A 15,060-nucleotide genomic window follows, 5' to 3' on the forward strand; every position below is an offset into this window, starting at 1 on the left:
TCAGCATACCCTTCAATTTTAACAAAATTTTTAAAATTTAGATTAGACATTGCAAAATAATCAATATCTAATAAATTGATATTTTGCAATATTTTTTTATATTGTCTTTTGTATCTTTTAAAATTGGAAGACTTGTATTATAAAAATTAGAGCCTAGTGAAACATCAGGAAATATTACATATAGCTGTTCATTACCATTAAAAGAATCTAGATATTTTTCAAAAAAAATTATTTCGACTTTTCTTTTACAATCTACTTTTAGCTTTTCTTGACACTCAATATTTTGCAAAATTAGTGTAGTTTCTGGATAAAAAATTAAATTTTCCACATCGAATTGGAAATTATTTTTATTTAAAAATAATTTCCAATTTTGTCTTTGGCTAAATATTAATTTTTTTGTCTCAAAATTATTCATAATGACCTACTTCGATGCATGCTCTACTGTGATTCTACCAGTTTGATATTTCCAAGCACCATTATCAAAAGTCTCTGGTTTATTATCACTATTAAGTCGTTTAGGTATACCAACATGCCAATGTGCACAAACATGCTGCTTATCAGGTTAACGATGACTAACTATTCTATAGGATTTTACATCATTTGGATTGGCACTAACCTTATATAAATATTGCTTCCATCCGTTTACTTCCTTTGAGCTATTGGCTGACTTGAAACAGGAATTCCATTTTTAAATAATGCAAGCCTCCTTGTTCTTTTTTTGAAATTGTTGCTTTACATTTTGTGGTTTCTTTATCAAATTCACCGCTTTTAGGTATTCCACTTCTTGTCTTATGTTGCCCGCCTCTTGATTTCTTTTGTAAACCTAATAGATCTATCCATTCAATAGCATTCGGTGCATTGCATAAACATTATTACCACCCAATAATCCAATCGGATCTTGGGAAATAAAACGCCCTATATACGGTGAATAATAACAATTGTTATGTAAAATCGAACATGGTGGCGTAGATCTTGCTGCCTCTTCACTTCCATCATCTTCCCATTTACAAATACGACAAATTTCATATTCCAATAATGTCTTTAAAGAATAAAATTCACAACATGGACATTTATATAAACTCTTTCTCTCATCTCCTAATGTATAGAAGTACTACTTTTAATTTTGGAATACCCTTTATACCTTAACCATAAAAAAATTCTAAAAAATAATCTACATCCACTACTACATTTTCTTTTATAAGGGTTTTCTTTAGTTCGTCTAAGAAACCTGTCTTATATCCTCCATTTTCACCTCTAGGGTTAGAGTCATATAAATCAATAATTAAATTTTGTATAACATTAATTTGCGAAAAAAAATCAAATAAATTTTTAGCAATGATATGTAATTCATCGCCTGAAATACATGCTCCTATCTCGCCACTATTATGATTTATGTATACGACATTTACATCATGCTGTGTTAAGAATACTGTAGCACTTTCCCCATCAAATATATCTTCAAACATATATTGAATATTTTCTAACGAATCTTTTCCTAAAAAATCATTTATATTTCCTCCTAGATCAATATTAAAATCATTTCCAGGAATACAACTTAAATAGCTTTTAAATAGATCATCATTAACAGAATTATCCTGCTTAATAAGGAATCTTTCACCATAAATTATTTCATTACATTTATCAACTTCCTCTAATAATTTTTTAAAACAAACCTGCACTATTAAGACTCCCCATTTAATACAATTAAATAGTATCAAATATTTTATCTAAAAATCATTAAAACCCAACACAAAAACTAAAAATATTTGAAGGGATATCTTTCATATAAACCTTCATTAATAGAATTAACTAATTTCTTAAATTGATCTTGTTCAACTTTATTAAGCTCTTCGTTTATATCCAATTCTTCTTCAAGTTGTTGATAAGAAAATGCCATTTTAAGAAAGTCTTCAAAAGTAATTCTCATATCTATAAACTGATTAATATTCAAACACTCCCCTTGGTTATGATCATAAAACAAGATATTATTTTTTTCCTTATCTATAAACCATTCATCACCTTGACCAGTACGACCAATTATCCAAACTTTCTCACTAATTTCAGGATAATTTTCATGAAGATATTGATTTTCTTTTAATGCTGTTTCATACCCCAAAATTATAATATCAGGTGTAATTTCTATTTCTCTATATTTACCTAAAAAAGATAAATAATTATCATCAAGCTGAGGTAGATTGCCAAATTTCTTTATTTCGCTAGTTCTTTCAAATAATTTCGCTTTGATTTCTTGATCTGTCATTAATTTATCAAACATTTCATATACCTTTTAACTTACTGTAATTGACAAAAGTTTGCACCCTTAACAGCTGTAGCATTGTGCTTTCCAATACGCTCTTTCCTTGCTAATGCTCTCAAGCGTTGCTCCAAGATTTCCTTCGATTCAGCTTGTGATAAATTCATAGCTTCAACTTGGTTTAAAATTCCTCCCCAAGTTTTATTCCAATTCTGACCAGTACGCGAACTGTTAGTATGAATACCAGGAGATTTAGTATGCTTTTCTTTTGGAAGATTATAATAAAAAGCCTCATTTGTTTAATAATGAGGCTTTATTTACGTCTTGAGAATTACTTCACAATACTATTCATTAGAAAAAACAACTAGCTTTCCTTCTGGCAAATGGCCATCCCAACCACAGGGAAACCCACCATTTAAATAGACTTCAAGAATTTTTTTCCAGATTTCTGGGAAAAAATCATTCGCATAACACTGAAAAATAATCTCTATATCTCTATACATTAATTCAGTAAGTATACAAGCTTCCCCATAAACCCATTTTTCTTTAGCACCATTAAATTCTTTTTGTTCAAAATCAAAATAATTATTCTGTTTTAACTTGTATTTAATTTTATCACTCCATTCAAAATCATCTGGAAATACGTTGGGCGTATCTGTTACAGTTTCCCATTCATCAAAACTATCAAAGTCATCATTCGTAGCATAATTGATACCAACCTTAGCATCAGTAATGATTTTATAATCTCCACTCATTTGAAATGGTTTATTAAAGAAATTTCCTTGTTCTAAGAATGAAATAAAATCACTAGCCTCTTTAGTCACTTGATCCCAACTTTTCATTTATTTACTCATATAACTAACCTATATAAAACACCCTATTATTGAAAAATCATAATAAAACTATTTATTCAAAATTAAGGGTGTCTTTCAATATATTAAAATTATTTTTTTATCTCTAAAAAATCTTTTAGATTTTTGGTTAAAGTATTAATTTCTTTTGCAGTGGATACCTCTATATCAGGATTTCCTAAGATAGATACAAAGAAAACAATTTCTTCAATACTTTTACCCATTTTTTCTATTAATTTATTTTTTGCCTCTTTTAAAGCATATACATAGAGCTCTAAGTTTTCTTTAAATTCTACATCATAATCAAATCCTTTCTGAAACTTTGGAGCAATATCATTCTCATAATGTTCCATTATAATTGGAGTAAAAGCTCTAACTCCAAAAGTATCATCATCATCACTTAAGCCCTGCATCCATGAATGTGGTTCCCATTCAACTCCTGCATGTACACTATTTCTAGTACGTTCTGTCGATATCATTATATAATTTGTTAAAGCATCATCGTCAGTAATTAATGCTAAAGCATATATTTTATCTTCATCTTTATTATAATTTTCGTAAAGCACTAGAAACTCATCCACAATTAAATTTACTAACTTTTCTGAATATAACTTATGCCATGAATCCATTATCTATAACCTCCAAAAACTTTTTGCCCAATAATTTGCAATTCCGCACGCATCAATACTTTTGACTGAGCTACAGTAATTTGTCCACATTTTACAGCCGAACTAATTTCTTTATCAGCTTTAGTTAACTCAACAGATACTTTTTTTGCATTCTCTACAGTATGTACACCTTGTCCATTATTGGCAATCATCAAATTTGCTGGATCATTAACTGGATCAATACCATACTTTTTAAGAATAAATTTAGACTTATTCACGTAAGGCGCATACGCTGTTTTTTCAAATTTACCTTTAAAAACGATATGATGACCATGTGGTCTACTCATATCACTAGGAATAGTATGTCCTGCGTCTAAAGCCTTAGCTAACCATGACTTACATGTTAAGCCGAAAGGATCAATCCAAACCACTGGATTCGGCGCATACGCATAAACATTAAACCCACCCAATAATCCAATCGGGTCTTTGGAAATAAAACGCCCTACATACGGCGAATAATAACGATAACGGTTGTAATGAAGTCCTGTTTCCTCATCAAAATATTGACCTTGGAAACGGATATTATTTGAAATAATTTCACTGTTTTCGAAGAAATTCGACTTGGCTCTCTCTGCTTTACACTCACCCCAAGCCTTATATTCAGCTTTCCAAATGACCACACCTGTATGATCCGTCATTTCTTGTGGTGTACCCAAATGATCACAATGATAGAACCAAAAATCTTTAAAGTCTTTTGCAGTTTTGGTTACTTTCCATAATGGGTCACGTTGTAAACTATAAGGCTTATCTGCCCAGTCAGGTGGTTGATAAAGCTCTATTTCTTCTGCATAAACTGCCTGCGCCAGTGGTACAAATGAATCTTTCTCATATATAATGCTTGGTAATTTGCTCATTCGACTCATAAGCAAGTGTATTGCCATCCCACTCAAGATATAAATTACCCTTGGTTGATTTCTGGCAAACCAGTTGTCCATAAACATCATATTGGTATTGTTGATCTAGATATTCTTTAACTACGTTATTAACCAAACGATTATAACCATAACTCGTTTCGTCTAGCTTTTGTGAATGGCTTTGAGCCTTGTGACTATGATACGAATCTATAATGTTACTAGCAGGGTCAAAGTTAAATGTTTCTTTTCCAAGTTTACTGCTCGCTTCAAGTAAACGCCCTACAGGATCGTACTTATAGGCAATATTGCCACGGCGTGTATCTCGAATTGCCGTTAGCTCACCTGTTTTGTCATATTGATAAAGTCGCTGTACCAGTTGACTGGTCTGCTCTAATGCATTGTTGTGCGGCTTATATTGGTTTTGATAGCCCTTTTCATGTTCGCTCAGCATCATTTGGCTTTTCAAACGACCTACCAAATCATATTGCTGTTCTTGACTCACTACGCATATTAAATGCGAAAAAATTAAAAACTAAATAAATACTTAATAGTTTAAATGTTTACAAATTAACCATATAGATTGATCTTTTGAAAGACACTACAATTTAGTGACAAGTAAGGTACGTAGTATTTCGAGGTTGCTAACGGGGATTTACAGATCATTATGTGCATATCAACTCACCCATCGAAATAAGCCAATAATTCAAGTTATGGAACAATCGGCTTAAGTAGGATTTGGATTAACTAGATTTCGAATAAAAAACGTACCATCTGCATATCCAATATAAAATTTAATATACCTTAAAATTTAAATAGCATAATCAGGAATTTCTAGTTTTTTTAAAGAGCATATAAAAGATAGTCCATCATTTTTTTGTTTTACATGCCAAAGTATATAACCTGATTTCCAATTATTTATAAGATTATAGCCTTGTTCTAATTCCTCATTTAAAATAGAACCAATTGCAAATGGTGGAATCCATATCTCAGATATTACACCATCTCCACTCCATCCAGCAGCAATTAATTTCTCTTTAATGATATCTAAATTTGAACCATAATCATGCCTTTGGCACTCTTTCATATAACTTAAATTATCAATCCATTCATATATATACGTATAAACTGTTTGATTTAACTGTAGATATTCTAATTGAGCTTCTAAAGACATACTTAACTTTATCCTCTATTTAAAATTAAAAGATTTTAACCATTTTTTCACCAAATCGATCAGCATTTACAGGGAAATTCTGCCTTTGAGTTTTAAAAGAAAAAACTTTTGTTTTATTACCCAAACAAGGCAATGCCAATTTTATTGCACTGTTTATTGAGTTTTCTATCGGCTTAAGTTCTTTTGGAAATCTATTAGTACCATCTCCATATAATACCTTTGAAGCCACATAACCATCAATATCAGATTCTTTTTGACTCCATGGTTGTCCATTAGATCTAACCCCTGTAACTAAACTTCCTCGAATACCGACTCCTGCATTAGGATCAATTTTTTTATCAGCCCTTCATGAACTTTAACAATTGCTGTAACTTTAGCAATAACCTCTGGGCGAGAATAGACTGTACAACCTGATGACTGCATTAAACCTAACTTATCGACCCAATTAATCGGATTCAATGTATAGCTATATAAGTTTAATCCACCAAAAATTTTAATCGGGTCTTTGGAAATAAAACGTCCCACATAAGGCGAGTAATAACGATAACGGTTGTAATGTAATCCTGTCTCTTCATCAAAATACTGTCCTTGAAAACGGATATTATTACTGATGATCTCAGAGTTTTCGAAGAAATTGGACTTTGCTCTCTCCGCTTTACACTCGCCCCAAGCTTTATATTCGGCTTTCCAAATAATCGCACCTGTATGGTCGGTCATTTCTTGAGGTGTGCCTAAATGGTCACAGTGATAGAACCATACATCGTCAAACTCTTTACCCTCTTTTTCAGTTTTCCAAAGCGGGTCTCGGTGTATGTTATAAGGTCTATCTGTCCAATCTGGGGTGCTATGGAGTTCTATTGGACTTAAATAAACAGCCTGTAGCATTGGCACAAAACTGTCCTTTTCATAGATGTAATGCTTGGTCAACTGCTCGGTAGACTCATAAGCAAGCGTATCGCCATCCCATCCATAAATGATGTTCTGTTCTTGACCTGTATAGTGATGTTTACTCCGCTTTTGAATACGGCGACCTAATGCATCATAGCGATATTCTGCCGTATATTGGCTATTACGGCTCTTTATCATGCGGCCATAGACATCCCACTCAAGGTTTAAATCACCTTGACTCGTTTTTTGACGCACGAGTTGTCCATAAGCATCATATTGGTATTGTTGATCTAGATATTCTTTAACCACGTTATTAACTAAACGGTTATAACCATAGTCTTTTTCTTCAGCACTTTGTGAGTGGATTTGAGCTTTATGACTATGATATGAATCTAGAATGTTACTAGCAGGGTCAAAGTTAAACGTTTCTTTTCCAAGTTTACTGCTCGCTTCAAGTAAACGCCCAACTGGATCATATTTATAATTGATATTCCCCCTACGCGTATCATTAATTCCTGTTAATTGAACAGTTTTATCGTACTGATATAAACGTTGAATCAGTAGTTCTAGTTATTTTGCATTATAAAATCAGCCACCAATAAAAAAATCTTTGAAATAACAAAGGTCTTTTATTCTCTATTAACTTTTCTAAACTATCAATTGAACTTTATCTATTCAATTTTTTGATAGAAGATCATATTTCAATTGGATATTCATCTTGAAAATAGTCACTTCTTAGAAAATTTGATAATTCTAAATTTTCGGTCGAAGCTTTTATTATCTCCTTTATTCTAGTTTGATCATCAGCATTAATATAGCGACCAATAATAAGGAGTGGCCATTCTTGTTCAGATGATTTTTCCAATAAATGATGAAAATTTCTTAATAAACCCGAAATAAATTTATTATTAGATAACTGGTCTAATTTATTTAAAACTTTTTCCTGAACTCCAAAATCATCTTCATTACTAAATGTTAAAAAAAGTGCATCAACAATATCATCACTGGGATCATCGGGAATACTATTAACTATATTAATAAACTGATCAACATCATTATCATAACGATCTAAACCCAGTATCTTATATTTAAAATTCATACATATACCTTTTATTTATCAAGCATTTTAATACATTTTGCATAAACGAGCATTTCTTTGATTGCTACATTATATTTAGTTCTGTCTCCTGATAATGCAGCTACTCGTCTTACATCTTTGATTTCTTTTGCCATAGCTCCTCTCATATTACCTGCATCGATTAAAGCTTTTATATCTGCTCTATATGCTTTCCCAGCATTACCTTTATGACCATGACTAGATGTCTCAGAATGATCATTAGGATCCATTTGTATGGATGGACCTTGACTTTTAGCTAATATAGTTACGCTATTTGCGGGCATATGATGTGACTCAATTCCTGGTTTAGTTGTTCCCCCATATGAACCACCTCTATAATTGCCTGCACCACTTGGATTACCTTTTTTTTAGGCAATCACATTCACTTTTCAACCCCAATGGATCAACCCATTCCACTGGATTTGGTGCATATGCATATACATTATCTCCACCCAATAATCCAATCGGGTCTTTGGAAATAAAACCCTCTACATACGGCGAATAATAATGATAACGGTTGTAATGAAGACCTGTTTCTTGGTCGAAATATTGCCCTTGGAAACGGATATTATTTGAAATAATTTCACTATTTTCGAAGAAATTAGACTTAGCATTTTTAGATTTACACTTACATCACGCTAGTTGATTCGCTTTGTGTAAGAATCACTGCCTCCAATCCTTGCTTGAAGCGATTTCTGCTAATAAATCTATGTCTTCAGGATCTCCATCAAATCTAATAATAGAAGATTTCGAAGTATCTCCTGTGATACCTGTCAAAACATCACTAATATAATCAAATTGTTCTTGATATTAAGAATTACTTTCTACCATAATAACTTCATATTCTCTTAAAATCTCCATCAGTGAATTGTATGCTTCATAACGAGATATTTTTAACCGAATAAACTTATCTAATAAACTATCAATCTCAAGATTAGTAACTTCTTCATTTTGGAATCATGCGATTTCACGATGTAAATCATTATGATGAAAAGCAACCATATCTTGTTGATTGAAACCAACACCATAGACATGCCCTTAGCCATAGTTCAAATGAGAGATTGGGTTGAATGTTGCGAGAAATAAAAATAAACGGCATAGAACTAATGTTTCTATCATTTTTGGCAGAATCATTACCAAATAATTTCTATAGTAAATCAAAATATTACTGAAACTTATAAGCCCCTAACTTATTTTCCAGACTGATTTTTTTCAATACTCATTTCCTGTGCTTTTTTATCTTTTTCTACACCACGACTAATATGATTCGACGACCATACAAATGAAGTTATGATGATCAAAAGACAAATTAAAATATAAATTAAATTATTTCTGGTTCGCCATACTCTTAGATACCAATATAAAAATAGCAGAATATGCAGTACAGGGATTAAGCTCAATACAAAGGCAACAGCTCCCCACGCAACAACTTTACCGACTCTGACATCATCAAAAGTAATAGTTGAATTGAGTATCTTGACCAAAAAAACAAGCCATATGATTGCAAGTAACGACCACGAACCAAGATAAAGGATTAAAAAAAAATTTTTCTTCACTGAATTACTACTCAAGACCTTCATTTTTAATCCTCATAGCAAGTTCAGCCCAACGTCTTGGAGAATCTGGAACTACATGCGCATAATAAAAATGTCCTTCTGCCTTATTGTTGCTCATTTGTGTTCCAAGCAAAGGGGCATTTTTAACGAGATCGAAAAAACTCATCCCAGCATGAATAGGGTCACCATGTTCAGTTAAATCAATGATACTCACCTTTTTGATATTTTTATGCTTTTTTAACATCGCTAAAAAATCAGCATCTATGGGAGAACCGATCAAAACTAAATGATCAACCACATAACCAAGGTTTGCATAAGACTTTGCAGTTTGTGCAGCAAGCATTGAACCATAAGAATAACCAATCAAATTAAACTGCTTTGCTGTATTGGTCGAAACAGGTGGGTAAACACGCCAATCATCGGTTCCATCATTATTTTTGATCATCACACCAGTTCGAGCGGCATCCATCAAAGTACCAATAAAACCTTTACCTAAACTACCAATATAGGTTTTGGTTGAAGTATTACTCAATCCAGCCCAAACATAGTGAATTCCAGCAGTAGTAAATGCCTGAATCATTGGCTTTAAATATGCTCCATCCAATCCAGCCCCTCCCCAAAACACTGTACCGCGTGGTTTATTGACGGGAATTACAGTCTTAGTACCTGAATCCGATTTTAATACGAGTGTGCTACTGCCCGTGCCTACAATTAGAGGTATCATTTGGATTGCTCCTCATAATTCTCAGGATAAACCTCTATCAACACTTCTAACTTTTTAGATGCTGTCATTAATTGGGCTTGTCCTTGGCTATCTGTTTTCCCTGTAATTGTTTTACCATCTATGATTATTTTATAAAATCGATCCGCAAGCGGCATCTGAGTGAACTCATCGACCAATACAAATTGATGCTCATAGGCCTTTTCTGAAACAAAGCTTTGTGCAACAACATTATCAGTATTTGTTTTTGTTGATTTACTACTAGAATCGGTTCCAACCAGATCAACTGATTGAGTCGCCATCACAATATGATTTCCAGAGCAACCACATTGTACTTTGCATCCGTGGTATGCAACTCCAATATTCTGCACCAGTTGAAGGTTACTTGCCTGCACGATAGAGCCCATTTTTTTACAGACTGGGCAAAAAAATTTATCGCCTAATCGGATAATATTCTTGCCATTAGATTTGCGTGCCGTTTGAGACGGAATCATACGTCCGCCTGTAGTGGTTGGATCACCTTCTACAATAATTGGTTGGGACATTTAGCTGGCATCTCCTAACTCAGTCTCTGATTCAGAGAGTAGTTTTTTAGCAGGTGTAAGCAACCAGCTCAACCCAAGTTGATTTCCAGTATTGTTAATAAGTATAGATTGCTTTTGGTTTTCAGCCGTATTTGCAAGTGCAAGAGTTAATGAAAAGCCTGGAGCCATCGCAGAAGTATCATTTAATGCAGAACTTATGGAAACGATTTGATCATCTTCAATCTGAAAATGACTAGATACGGAAGTAAGCTCAACTAAAGATTTAGTCTGTGTTGCACCATGATCAGTAAATAGGAGCTCATCCGTTTCCAGCAGTTTGTCTTGATTATTTAAATTGTATGCTTGCTGAAGATGTTGTATCACCTGTACTAAATTCTCTGCAATGGTTGGATCTTGTTGAGCTGCTGAGTGTCTGTGTTGATACCGAACAGGTACGCTAATATTAGCAATAGGTTCTAGTTCAGTTGTTAGGAGTTGATCAGCAAAAAGTATTGCAAAGCCTCCTTCTGAAGGATTTACTGCTTTTTTTTCGTCCTCGAATTTAATGTCAAGATACTGTTGATCAATCCATGAATCTAATCCCATCATCAAAAGAAGTTGAGGATGCTTGTCATGGTCATGATTCGAGTGTTTCAACAATGCATCATAAATTAAACGTTGGGTATCTTCACTATTCTCAACATCAACAATATGATAGCTAAGCTCACGCTGCTCCCCCATATCTAACAAATTTAAATGCTGTTTTAGAATATCAGAGAGTATTTCCCTTTCTACTTCCAATATATGAGTAGGTAATATAAACAACACCTTCAAGCTCGGATCAGGACGATAGATAGTAGGAGTTTCTTCTGATATTGATTTTTTAGTTTGTGATATCCATTCAGGATGTAACCGTGCTTGATGAACTGACTTAGTACTTTCCTCTGGGTCTGGGTTCAATTTTTTAATATCAATACTTTGCAAAACCAAAGAAAGTTCTTTGAATAAATGAGCCATAATTTGCTCAACTCTTTTCGAACGATCAGTAAAAAGTGGTCTTGATGCTAAAGACTCTGATAAGTCTTCCTGTTTAAAAAATACTTTTTCCTGATTATTCAATGCTGGCATAGCTTGGATACGCCGACTTAAATAAGGATACGTTTTCTGAAATTTTAAGACTGGGTCTGGCTCTGCGAGTTTGTTGCTTCGTAATGACGCTATAATTTGAGTTACGTCATTTCCCAAAGGTGTTACCAGTGCTGTAGCTAAAATAGAGAGCGGTTGTTTAACCTCTAAGCTAAAAGGTTCTGCCACAGGTAAATCCCGATCTTCTTCTACAGCAGGTGACTCTACTGGATGATTTTCTTTCTTTGTAATATAAGAAAATAAGTAAGTGAGTGCATAGAAGCCTAGTACCAACGCTAAGGGTGCCACGATCAACATCTTTATGAGTAGTGATGCTGATACATCTAAATGTATGTCCTGCCAGTAACTAATGACAATCCAATCAAAAACAAGCAAAACAACAAGCGCAAATATAAGCCAACGTAAACCTTTAAACATCATAATTTCACTTTTTACTGACCAATGCCGGGTCTTGATAACTTGTATCAATTTGAACCCCTTGCGCTTTAAGCTCAGCTTCGGTTTTGACACGGATCTGGTTCATCTCTTTTTTTATGCCAGGATATAATGACACCCAACGTGCCTGATTTAGTGCCGATTTCTTTAAATCATCATCTTTAAAGTAAGGTGCATAATATTCTTTTTCTGATTCAAACTCATATCTTACAAAATACTCCCCTGGTTGTTGAGGATCCATTTTGCTTTGTTCTCTGTACATTTGAATGGTCAAATAAATACCATTGGCTTGAAATAACCATCGTGCACCATCTTTTAACTGCATCCATTCATCCAAGCTATATACATAATCTGGATCAAGCTCATAAATGTATAATTCTTTTTTTGCATAATTCCATGCATCTTTACCTGTCAATCTTGGATCAGATAAGCTGATATAACGTTGCCAGCCTTTATTTTTTAAATCTTTCAAAATAGCGAGCATTGCAAGGCGGGCTTGGTCATGACTCATGGTGTCGTCATTGCTTAAACCCGCACTGATATTATCGTAACCTGTAATCAAGGTATTACCATCTGCTGCCCCTGTTTGCACGCCAATTACATGATGAAGGGTAATACTGTTTTTCCCATGCTCAATCCTCACATCAATCGGGTTTTTATCCCAACCTTTATTGTAAAAAGTTGTGGTAGAGGTGGGTAATGGATTTTCTACATTTGTCTGTACACGAGCAGCAAACTGTGCACCTGTTTCTTTATTAAAGTATAAAGTTAAAGAGCTCATACTTTTTTGGTTTCCGCTATTAGACGGCATATTGTGTTCACTACAAGCAGCCAAGAAAAAGCCACAGAGTAGTAGACTCAACCTAAGGGAATGGCGTATAGCCTGTATTGTCATCTTTTCCACTCCCAAAACTTCCAGAACATAGCGGATACCTTATTTTTATTTTTTACTTACCAATGCTGGGTCTTGATAACTTGTATCAATTTGAACCCCTTGCACTTTAAGCTCAGCTTCGGTTTTTGCACGGATCTGGTTCATCTCTTTTTTTATACCAGGATATAATGACACCCAACGTGCCGCATTCATTTCCCATTTTTTTAAATCATCATCTTTAAAGTAAGGTGCATAGAACTCTTTCTCAGATACAATCTCATATCTTACAAAATATTCCCCTGGTTGTTTTGGGTCCATTTTGCTTTGTTCTCTATACATTTGAATGGTCAAATAAATACCATTGGCTTGAAACATCCATCGTACACCATCCTCCAATTGCATCCATTCATCCAATGTATATACATAATCTGGATCAAGCGCGTAAAGGTATAATTCTTTTTTTGCATAATCCAAAGCGTCTTTACCTGTTAGTCTTGGTTCAGACAGTCTAATAAAACGTTGCCAACCGTTATTTCTTAAATCTTTCAAAATAGCGAGCATTGCCAAGCGAGCTTGGTCATGACTTATGGTGTCATCATTGCTTAAACCTGCACTGATATTATTATAACTTGTAATAATTCCATAATTACCGGCTGTAGCAGTTTGTACACCAATTACATGATGGAGAGTAATACTGTTTTTCCCATGATCAATCAGCACATCAATAGGATGTTTGTTCCAATCCAAATTATAGAATGTGGTTTGCGATGTTGGTAACGGATTGGATGAACCCGCTTGAGTACGAGTAGCAAACTGTGCTCCTGTTTCTTTATTAAAGTATAAAGTTAAAGAGTTCATAGTTTTTTTGTTTCCATTATTGAGTGATAGGTCATCGCCACTACAAGCGGTTAAAGGTAAAAATAAAAGAAGTAAACATAGTTGCACTAAATGCCTGATTATTTTCATGACAAATCCTATAAGCTAAAATTATGTTTTAATTACATATAATTATTCAAGTAAATCTTTATGATTTACCCAACTAGCAATCGTTCTTAATTCTTGTTCCATATAGGCGATATCACTTTTGAATGTCGTACCTTGCATTAGACCATGGAACACCCCAGCCGCATCTGTAATCCATTTCATACGACTCTTAAGATTTTCCAATACTGTATCGTCTGGAGCAATCGACTCTAACCGAGGGTCATTGGTGTCACAACTGTGTGAAAATACAACATTTAAGGTTGGCGAAAACTTCTTAACCACTGGCCACCGCTGCCGCTCTACCCATTTTGAAAAATCACTGTCATCATAAATTAATGGTTGCAGCACGTTACCTTGTTCATGGTTGGCAATTGCCATCAGATGTTCAAATTGAATCGAGGGACGTAAATCTTTATTTGTTGTTTTTTCAAATTTATCGACCCAATCCATGCCTTTTTTAATATTGGGATTGGTTTCAAAATGCTTAATTTTAGGTAAAGCCTCGGTCGCCCAAGGCATTTTGTCTAGCACTGCTTTTACTTCTGGTACACATTTATTGGCACTCCGTAGTTTTTTGCATGTATCAAAACTACTCTTATGGTTACTCCAGTACCAATGCCAACCAGCAACATCCATAAATAACCAGAAGTTTCCTTTTCCCAGTCCTTCAGTTACAGTCTTAATCGCTGCAACGCGAGGGTCATTCAATGAACATGCTACCGTCTTACTGGCAAATGCACCCAGTGCCATCCAATAATAACGTCCTTTAAATTTTGGATTGCCACCTACTTCCATTTCTAAGTAAAAGCGGGCATACGTTGCAGCAATTCTTTTCGCACGAGTATTATAAATCTTTGATAGAACTAATTTATTTCCATCTTTCTTATCGCACAGTCTAGCATAGGCAAATTGTTGTGCCATTGACCACATATGGTCACAGTCAAAAGCAACATTCGAGCATGAATTTTGGTTTTGATTCGTTTTACTGATATTACCCATATATTTTTTCTCTGGTCA

General features: G+C 34.0%; 16 protein-coding genes and 5 pseudogenes. 1 reads left to right on the plus strand and 20 read right to left on the minus strand.

The window, feature by feature from the left end; genetic code table 11:
• Positions 1-67: 67 nt before the first annotated feature.
• The 7 genes and pseudogenes from ACH8JV_RS15795 to ACH8JV_RS15825 form a co-directional block, all read right to left on the minus strand.
• The gene (locus ACH8JV_RS15795; RefSeq protein ID WP_396522324.1) at positions 68-415 is read right to left on the minus strand and encodes a hypothetical protein; all 348 of its coding nucleotides are present in this window, start codon (positions 413-415) and stop codon (positions 68-70) included.
• Between the two features lie 417 nt (positions 416-832).
• Positions 833-1,063 (minus strand): annotated as a pseudogene (locus ACH8JV_RS15800) (CPCC family cysteine-rich protein); the annotation flags it as partial.
• A 79-nt stretch (positions 1,064-1,142) separates the two neighbouring features.
• The gene (locus ACH8JV_RS15805; RefSeq protein ID WP_396522326.1) at positions 1,143-1,679 is read right to left on the minus strand and encodes a hypothetical protein; all 537 of its coding nucleotides are present in this window, start codon (positions 1,677-1,679) and stop codon (positions 1,143-1,145) included.
• A gap of 77 nt (positions 1,680-1,756) precedes the next feature.
• Entirely contained in the window at positions 1,757-2,275 is a 519-nt protein-coding gene (locus ACH8JV_RS15810) for an SMI1/KNR4 family protein (RefSeq protein WP_396522328.1), read from the minus strand.
• A 323-nt stretch (positions 2,276-2,598) separates the two neighbouring features.
• Positions 2,599-3,096, minus strand: a complete 498-nt coding sequence (locus ACH8JV_RS15815) for a hypothetical protein (protein WP_396522330.1) — start codon at positions 3,094-3,096, stop codon at positions 2,599-2,601.
• Between the two features lie 101 nt (positions 3,097-3,197).
• Positions 3,198-3,734: a DUF4303 domain-containing protein gene (locus tag ACH8JV_RS15820; protein ID WP_016685091.1), complete on the minus strand. Its 537-nt coding sequence runs from the start codon at positions 3,732-3,734 to the stop codon at positions 3,198-3,200.
• Positions 3,734-5,153, minus strand: a pseudogene (locus ACH8JV_RS15825) (RHS repeat domain-containing protein); the annotation flags it as partial. The gene ACH8JV_RS15820 and the pseudogene ACH8JV_RS15825, both read right to left, overlap by 1 nt.
• A gap of 73 nt (positions 5,154-5,226) precedes the next feature.
• Between ACH8JV_RS15825 and ACH8JV_RS15830 the strand changes: the two are divergent.
• Positions 5,227-5,355, plus strand: a pseudogene (locus tag ACH8JV_RS15830) (IS982 family transposase); the annotation flags it as partial.
• Positions 5,356-5,435: 80 nt separating this feature from the next.
• Here the strand turns inward: ACH8JV_RS15830 and ACH8JV_RS15835 are convergent.
• From ACH8JV_RS15835 to ACH8JV_RS15895, 13 genes and pseudogenes are all read right to left on the minus strand, one after another.
• The gene (locus ACH8JV_RS15835; RefSeq protein ID WP_396522332.1) at positions 5,436-5,798 is read right to left on the minus strand and encodes a hypothetical protein; all 363 of its coding nucleotides are present in this window, start codon (positions 5,796-5,798) and stop codon (positions 5,436-5,438) included.
• Positions 5,799-5,823: 25 nt separating this feature from the next.
• Positions 5,824-6,027, minus strand: a complete 204-nt coding sequence (locus ACH8JV_RS15840) for a hypothetical protein (protein ID WP_396522334.1) — start codon at positions 6,025-6,027, stop codon at positions 5,824-5,826.
• 182 nt (positions 6,028-6,209) lie between these two features.
• A pseudogene (locus tag ACH8JV_RS15845) lies at positions 6,210-7,247 on the minus strand (RHS repeat domain-containing protein); the annotation flags it as partial.
• A gap of 133 nt (positions 7,248-7,380) precedes the next feature.
• Positions 7,381-7,785, minus strand: a complete 405-nt coding sequence (locus ACH8JV_RS15850; protein ID WP_396522336.1) for a hypothetical protein — start codon at positions 7,783-7,785, stop codon at positions 7,381-7,383.
• 11 nt (positions 7,786-7,796) lie between these two features.
• Positions 7,797-8,033 (minus strand): hypothetical protein, encoded by a 237-nt coding sequence (locus ACH8JV_RS15855; protein ID WP_396522338.1) that lies wholly within the window; start codon positions 8,031-8,033, stop codon positions 7,797-7,799.
• A 154-nt stretch (positions 8,034-8,187) separates the two neighbouring features.
• Positions 8,188-8,433, minus strand: a pseudogene (locus ACH8JV_RS15860) (RHS repeat-associated core domain-containing protein); the annotation flags it as partial.
• 560 nt (positions 8,434-8,993) lie between these two features.
• On the minus strand, positions 8,994-9,383 hold the full coding sequence (locus ACH8JV_RS15865) for a hypothetical protein (RefSeq protein ID WP_396522340.1): 390 nt from the start codon (positions 9,381-9,383) through the stop codon (positions 8,994-8,996).
• Positions 9,367-10,083, minus strand: coding sequence for a hypothetical protein (locus ACH8JV_RS15870; protein WP_396522342.1), 717 nt, complete (start codon positions 10,081-10,083; stop codon positions 9,367-9,369). Before ACH8JV_RS15870 ends, ACH8JV_RS15865 begins: the two co-directional genes overlap by 17 nt.
• A complete protein-coding gene (locus ACH8JV_RS15875) occupies positions 10,080-10,625 on the minus strand; it encodes a PAAR domain-containing protein (RefSeq protein ID WP_396522344.1) in 546 nt (181 codons plus the stop codon). The genes ACH8JV_RS15870 and ACH8JV_RS15875 overlap by 4 nt, the downstream gene beginning before the upstream one ends.
• Positions 10,626-12,218 (minus strand): hypothetical protein, encoded by a 1,593-nt coding sequence (locus ACH8JV_RS15880; protein WP_396522346.1) that lies wholly within the window; start codon positions 12,216-12,218, stop codon positions 10,626-10,628. It lies immediately after the preceding gene.
• The gene (locus ACH8JV_RS15885; RefSeq protein ID WP_396522348.1) at positions 12,175-12,966 is read right to left on the minus strand and encodes a hypothetical protein; all 792 of its coding nucleotides are present in this window, start codon (positions 12,964-12,966) and stop codon (positions 12,175-12,177) included. The genes ACH8JV_RS15880 and ACH8JV_RS15885 overlap by 44 nt, the downstream gene beginning before the upstream one ends.
• Positions 12,967-13,125: 159 nt before the next feature.
• Positions 13,126-14,025: a hypothetical protein gene (locus tag ACH8JV_RS15890; RefSeq protein WP_396522350.1), complete on the minus strand. Its 900-nt coding sequence runs from the start codon at positions 14,023-14,025 to the stop codon at positions 13,126-13,128.
• A 42-nt stretch (positions 14,026-14,067) separates the two neighbouring features.
• Positions 14,068-15,042 (minus strand): DUF2515 family protein, encoded by a 975-nt coding sequence (locus ACH8JV_RS15895; RefSeq protein ID WP_396522352.1) that lies wholly within the window; start codon positions 15,040-15,042, stop codon positions 14,068-14,070.
• Between the last annotated feature and the right edge of the window lie 18 nt (positions 15,043-15,060).

The sequence above is a fragment of the Acinetobacter sp. ABJ_C5_2 genome (assembly GCF_044538485.1).
Lineage (GTDB): Bacteria > Pseudomonadota > Gammaproteobacteria > Pseudomonadales > Moraxellaceae > Acinetobacter > Acinetobacter nosocomialis_A.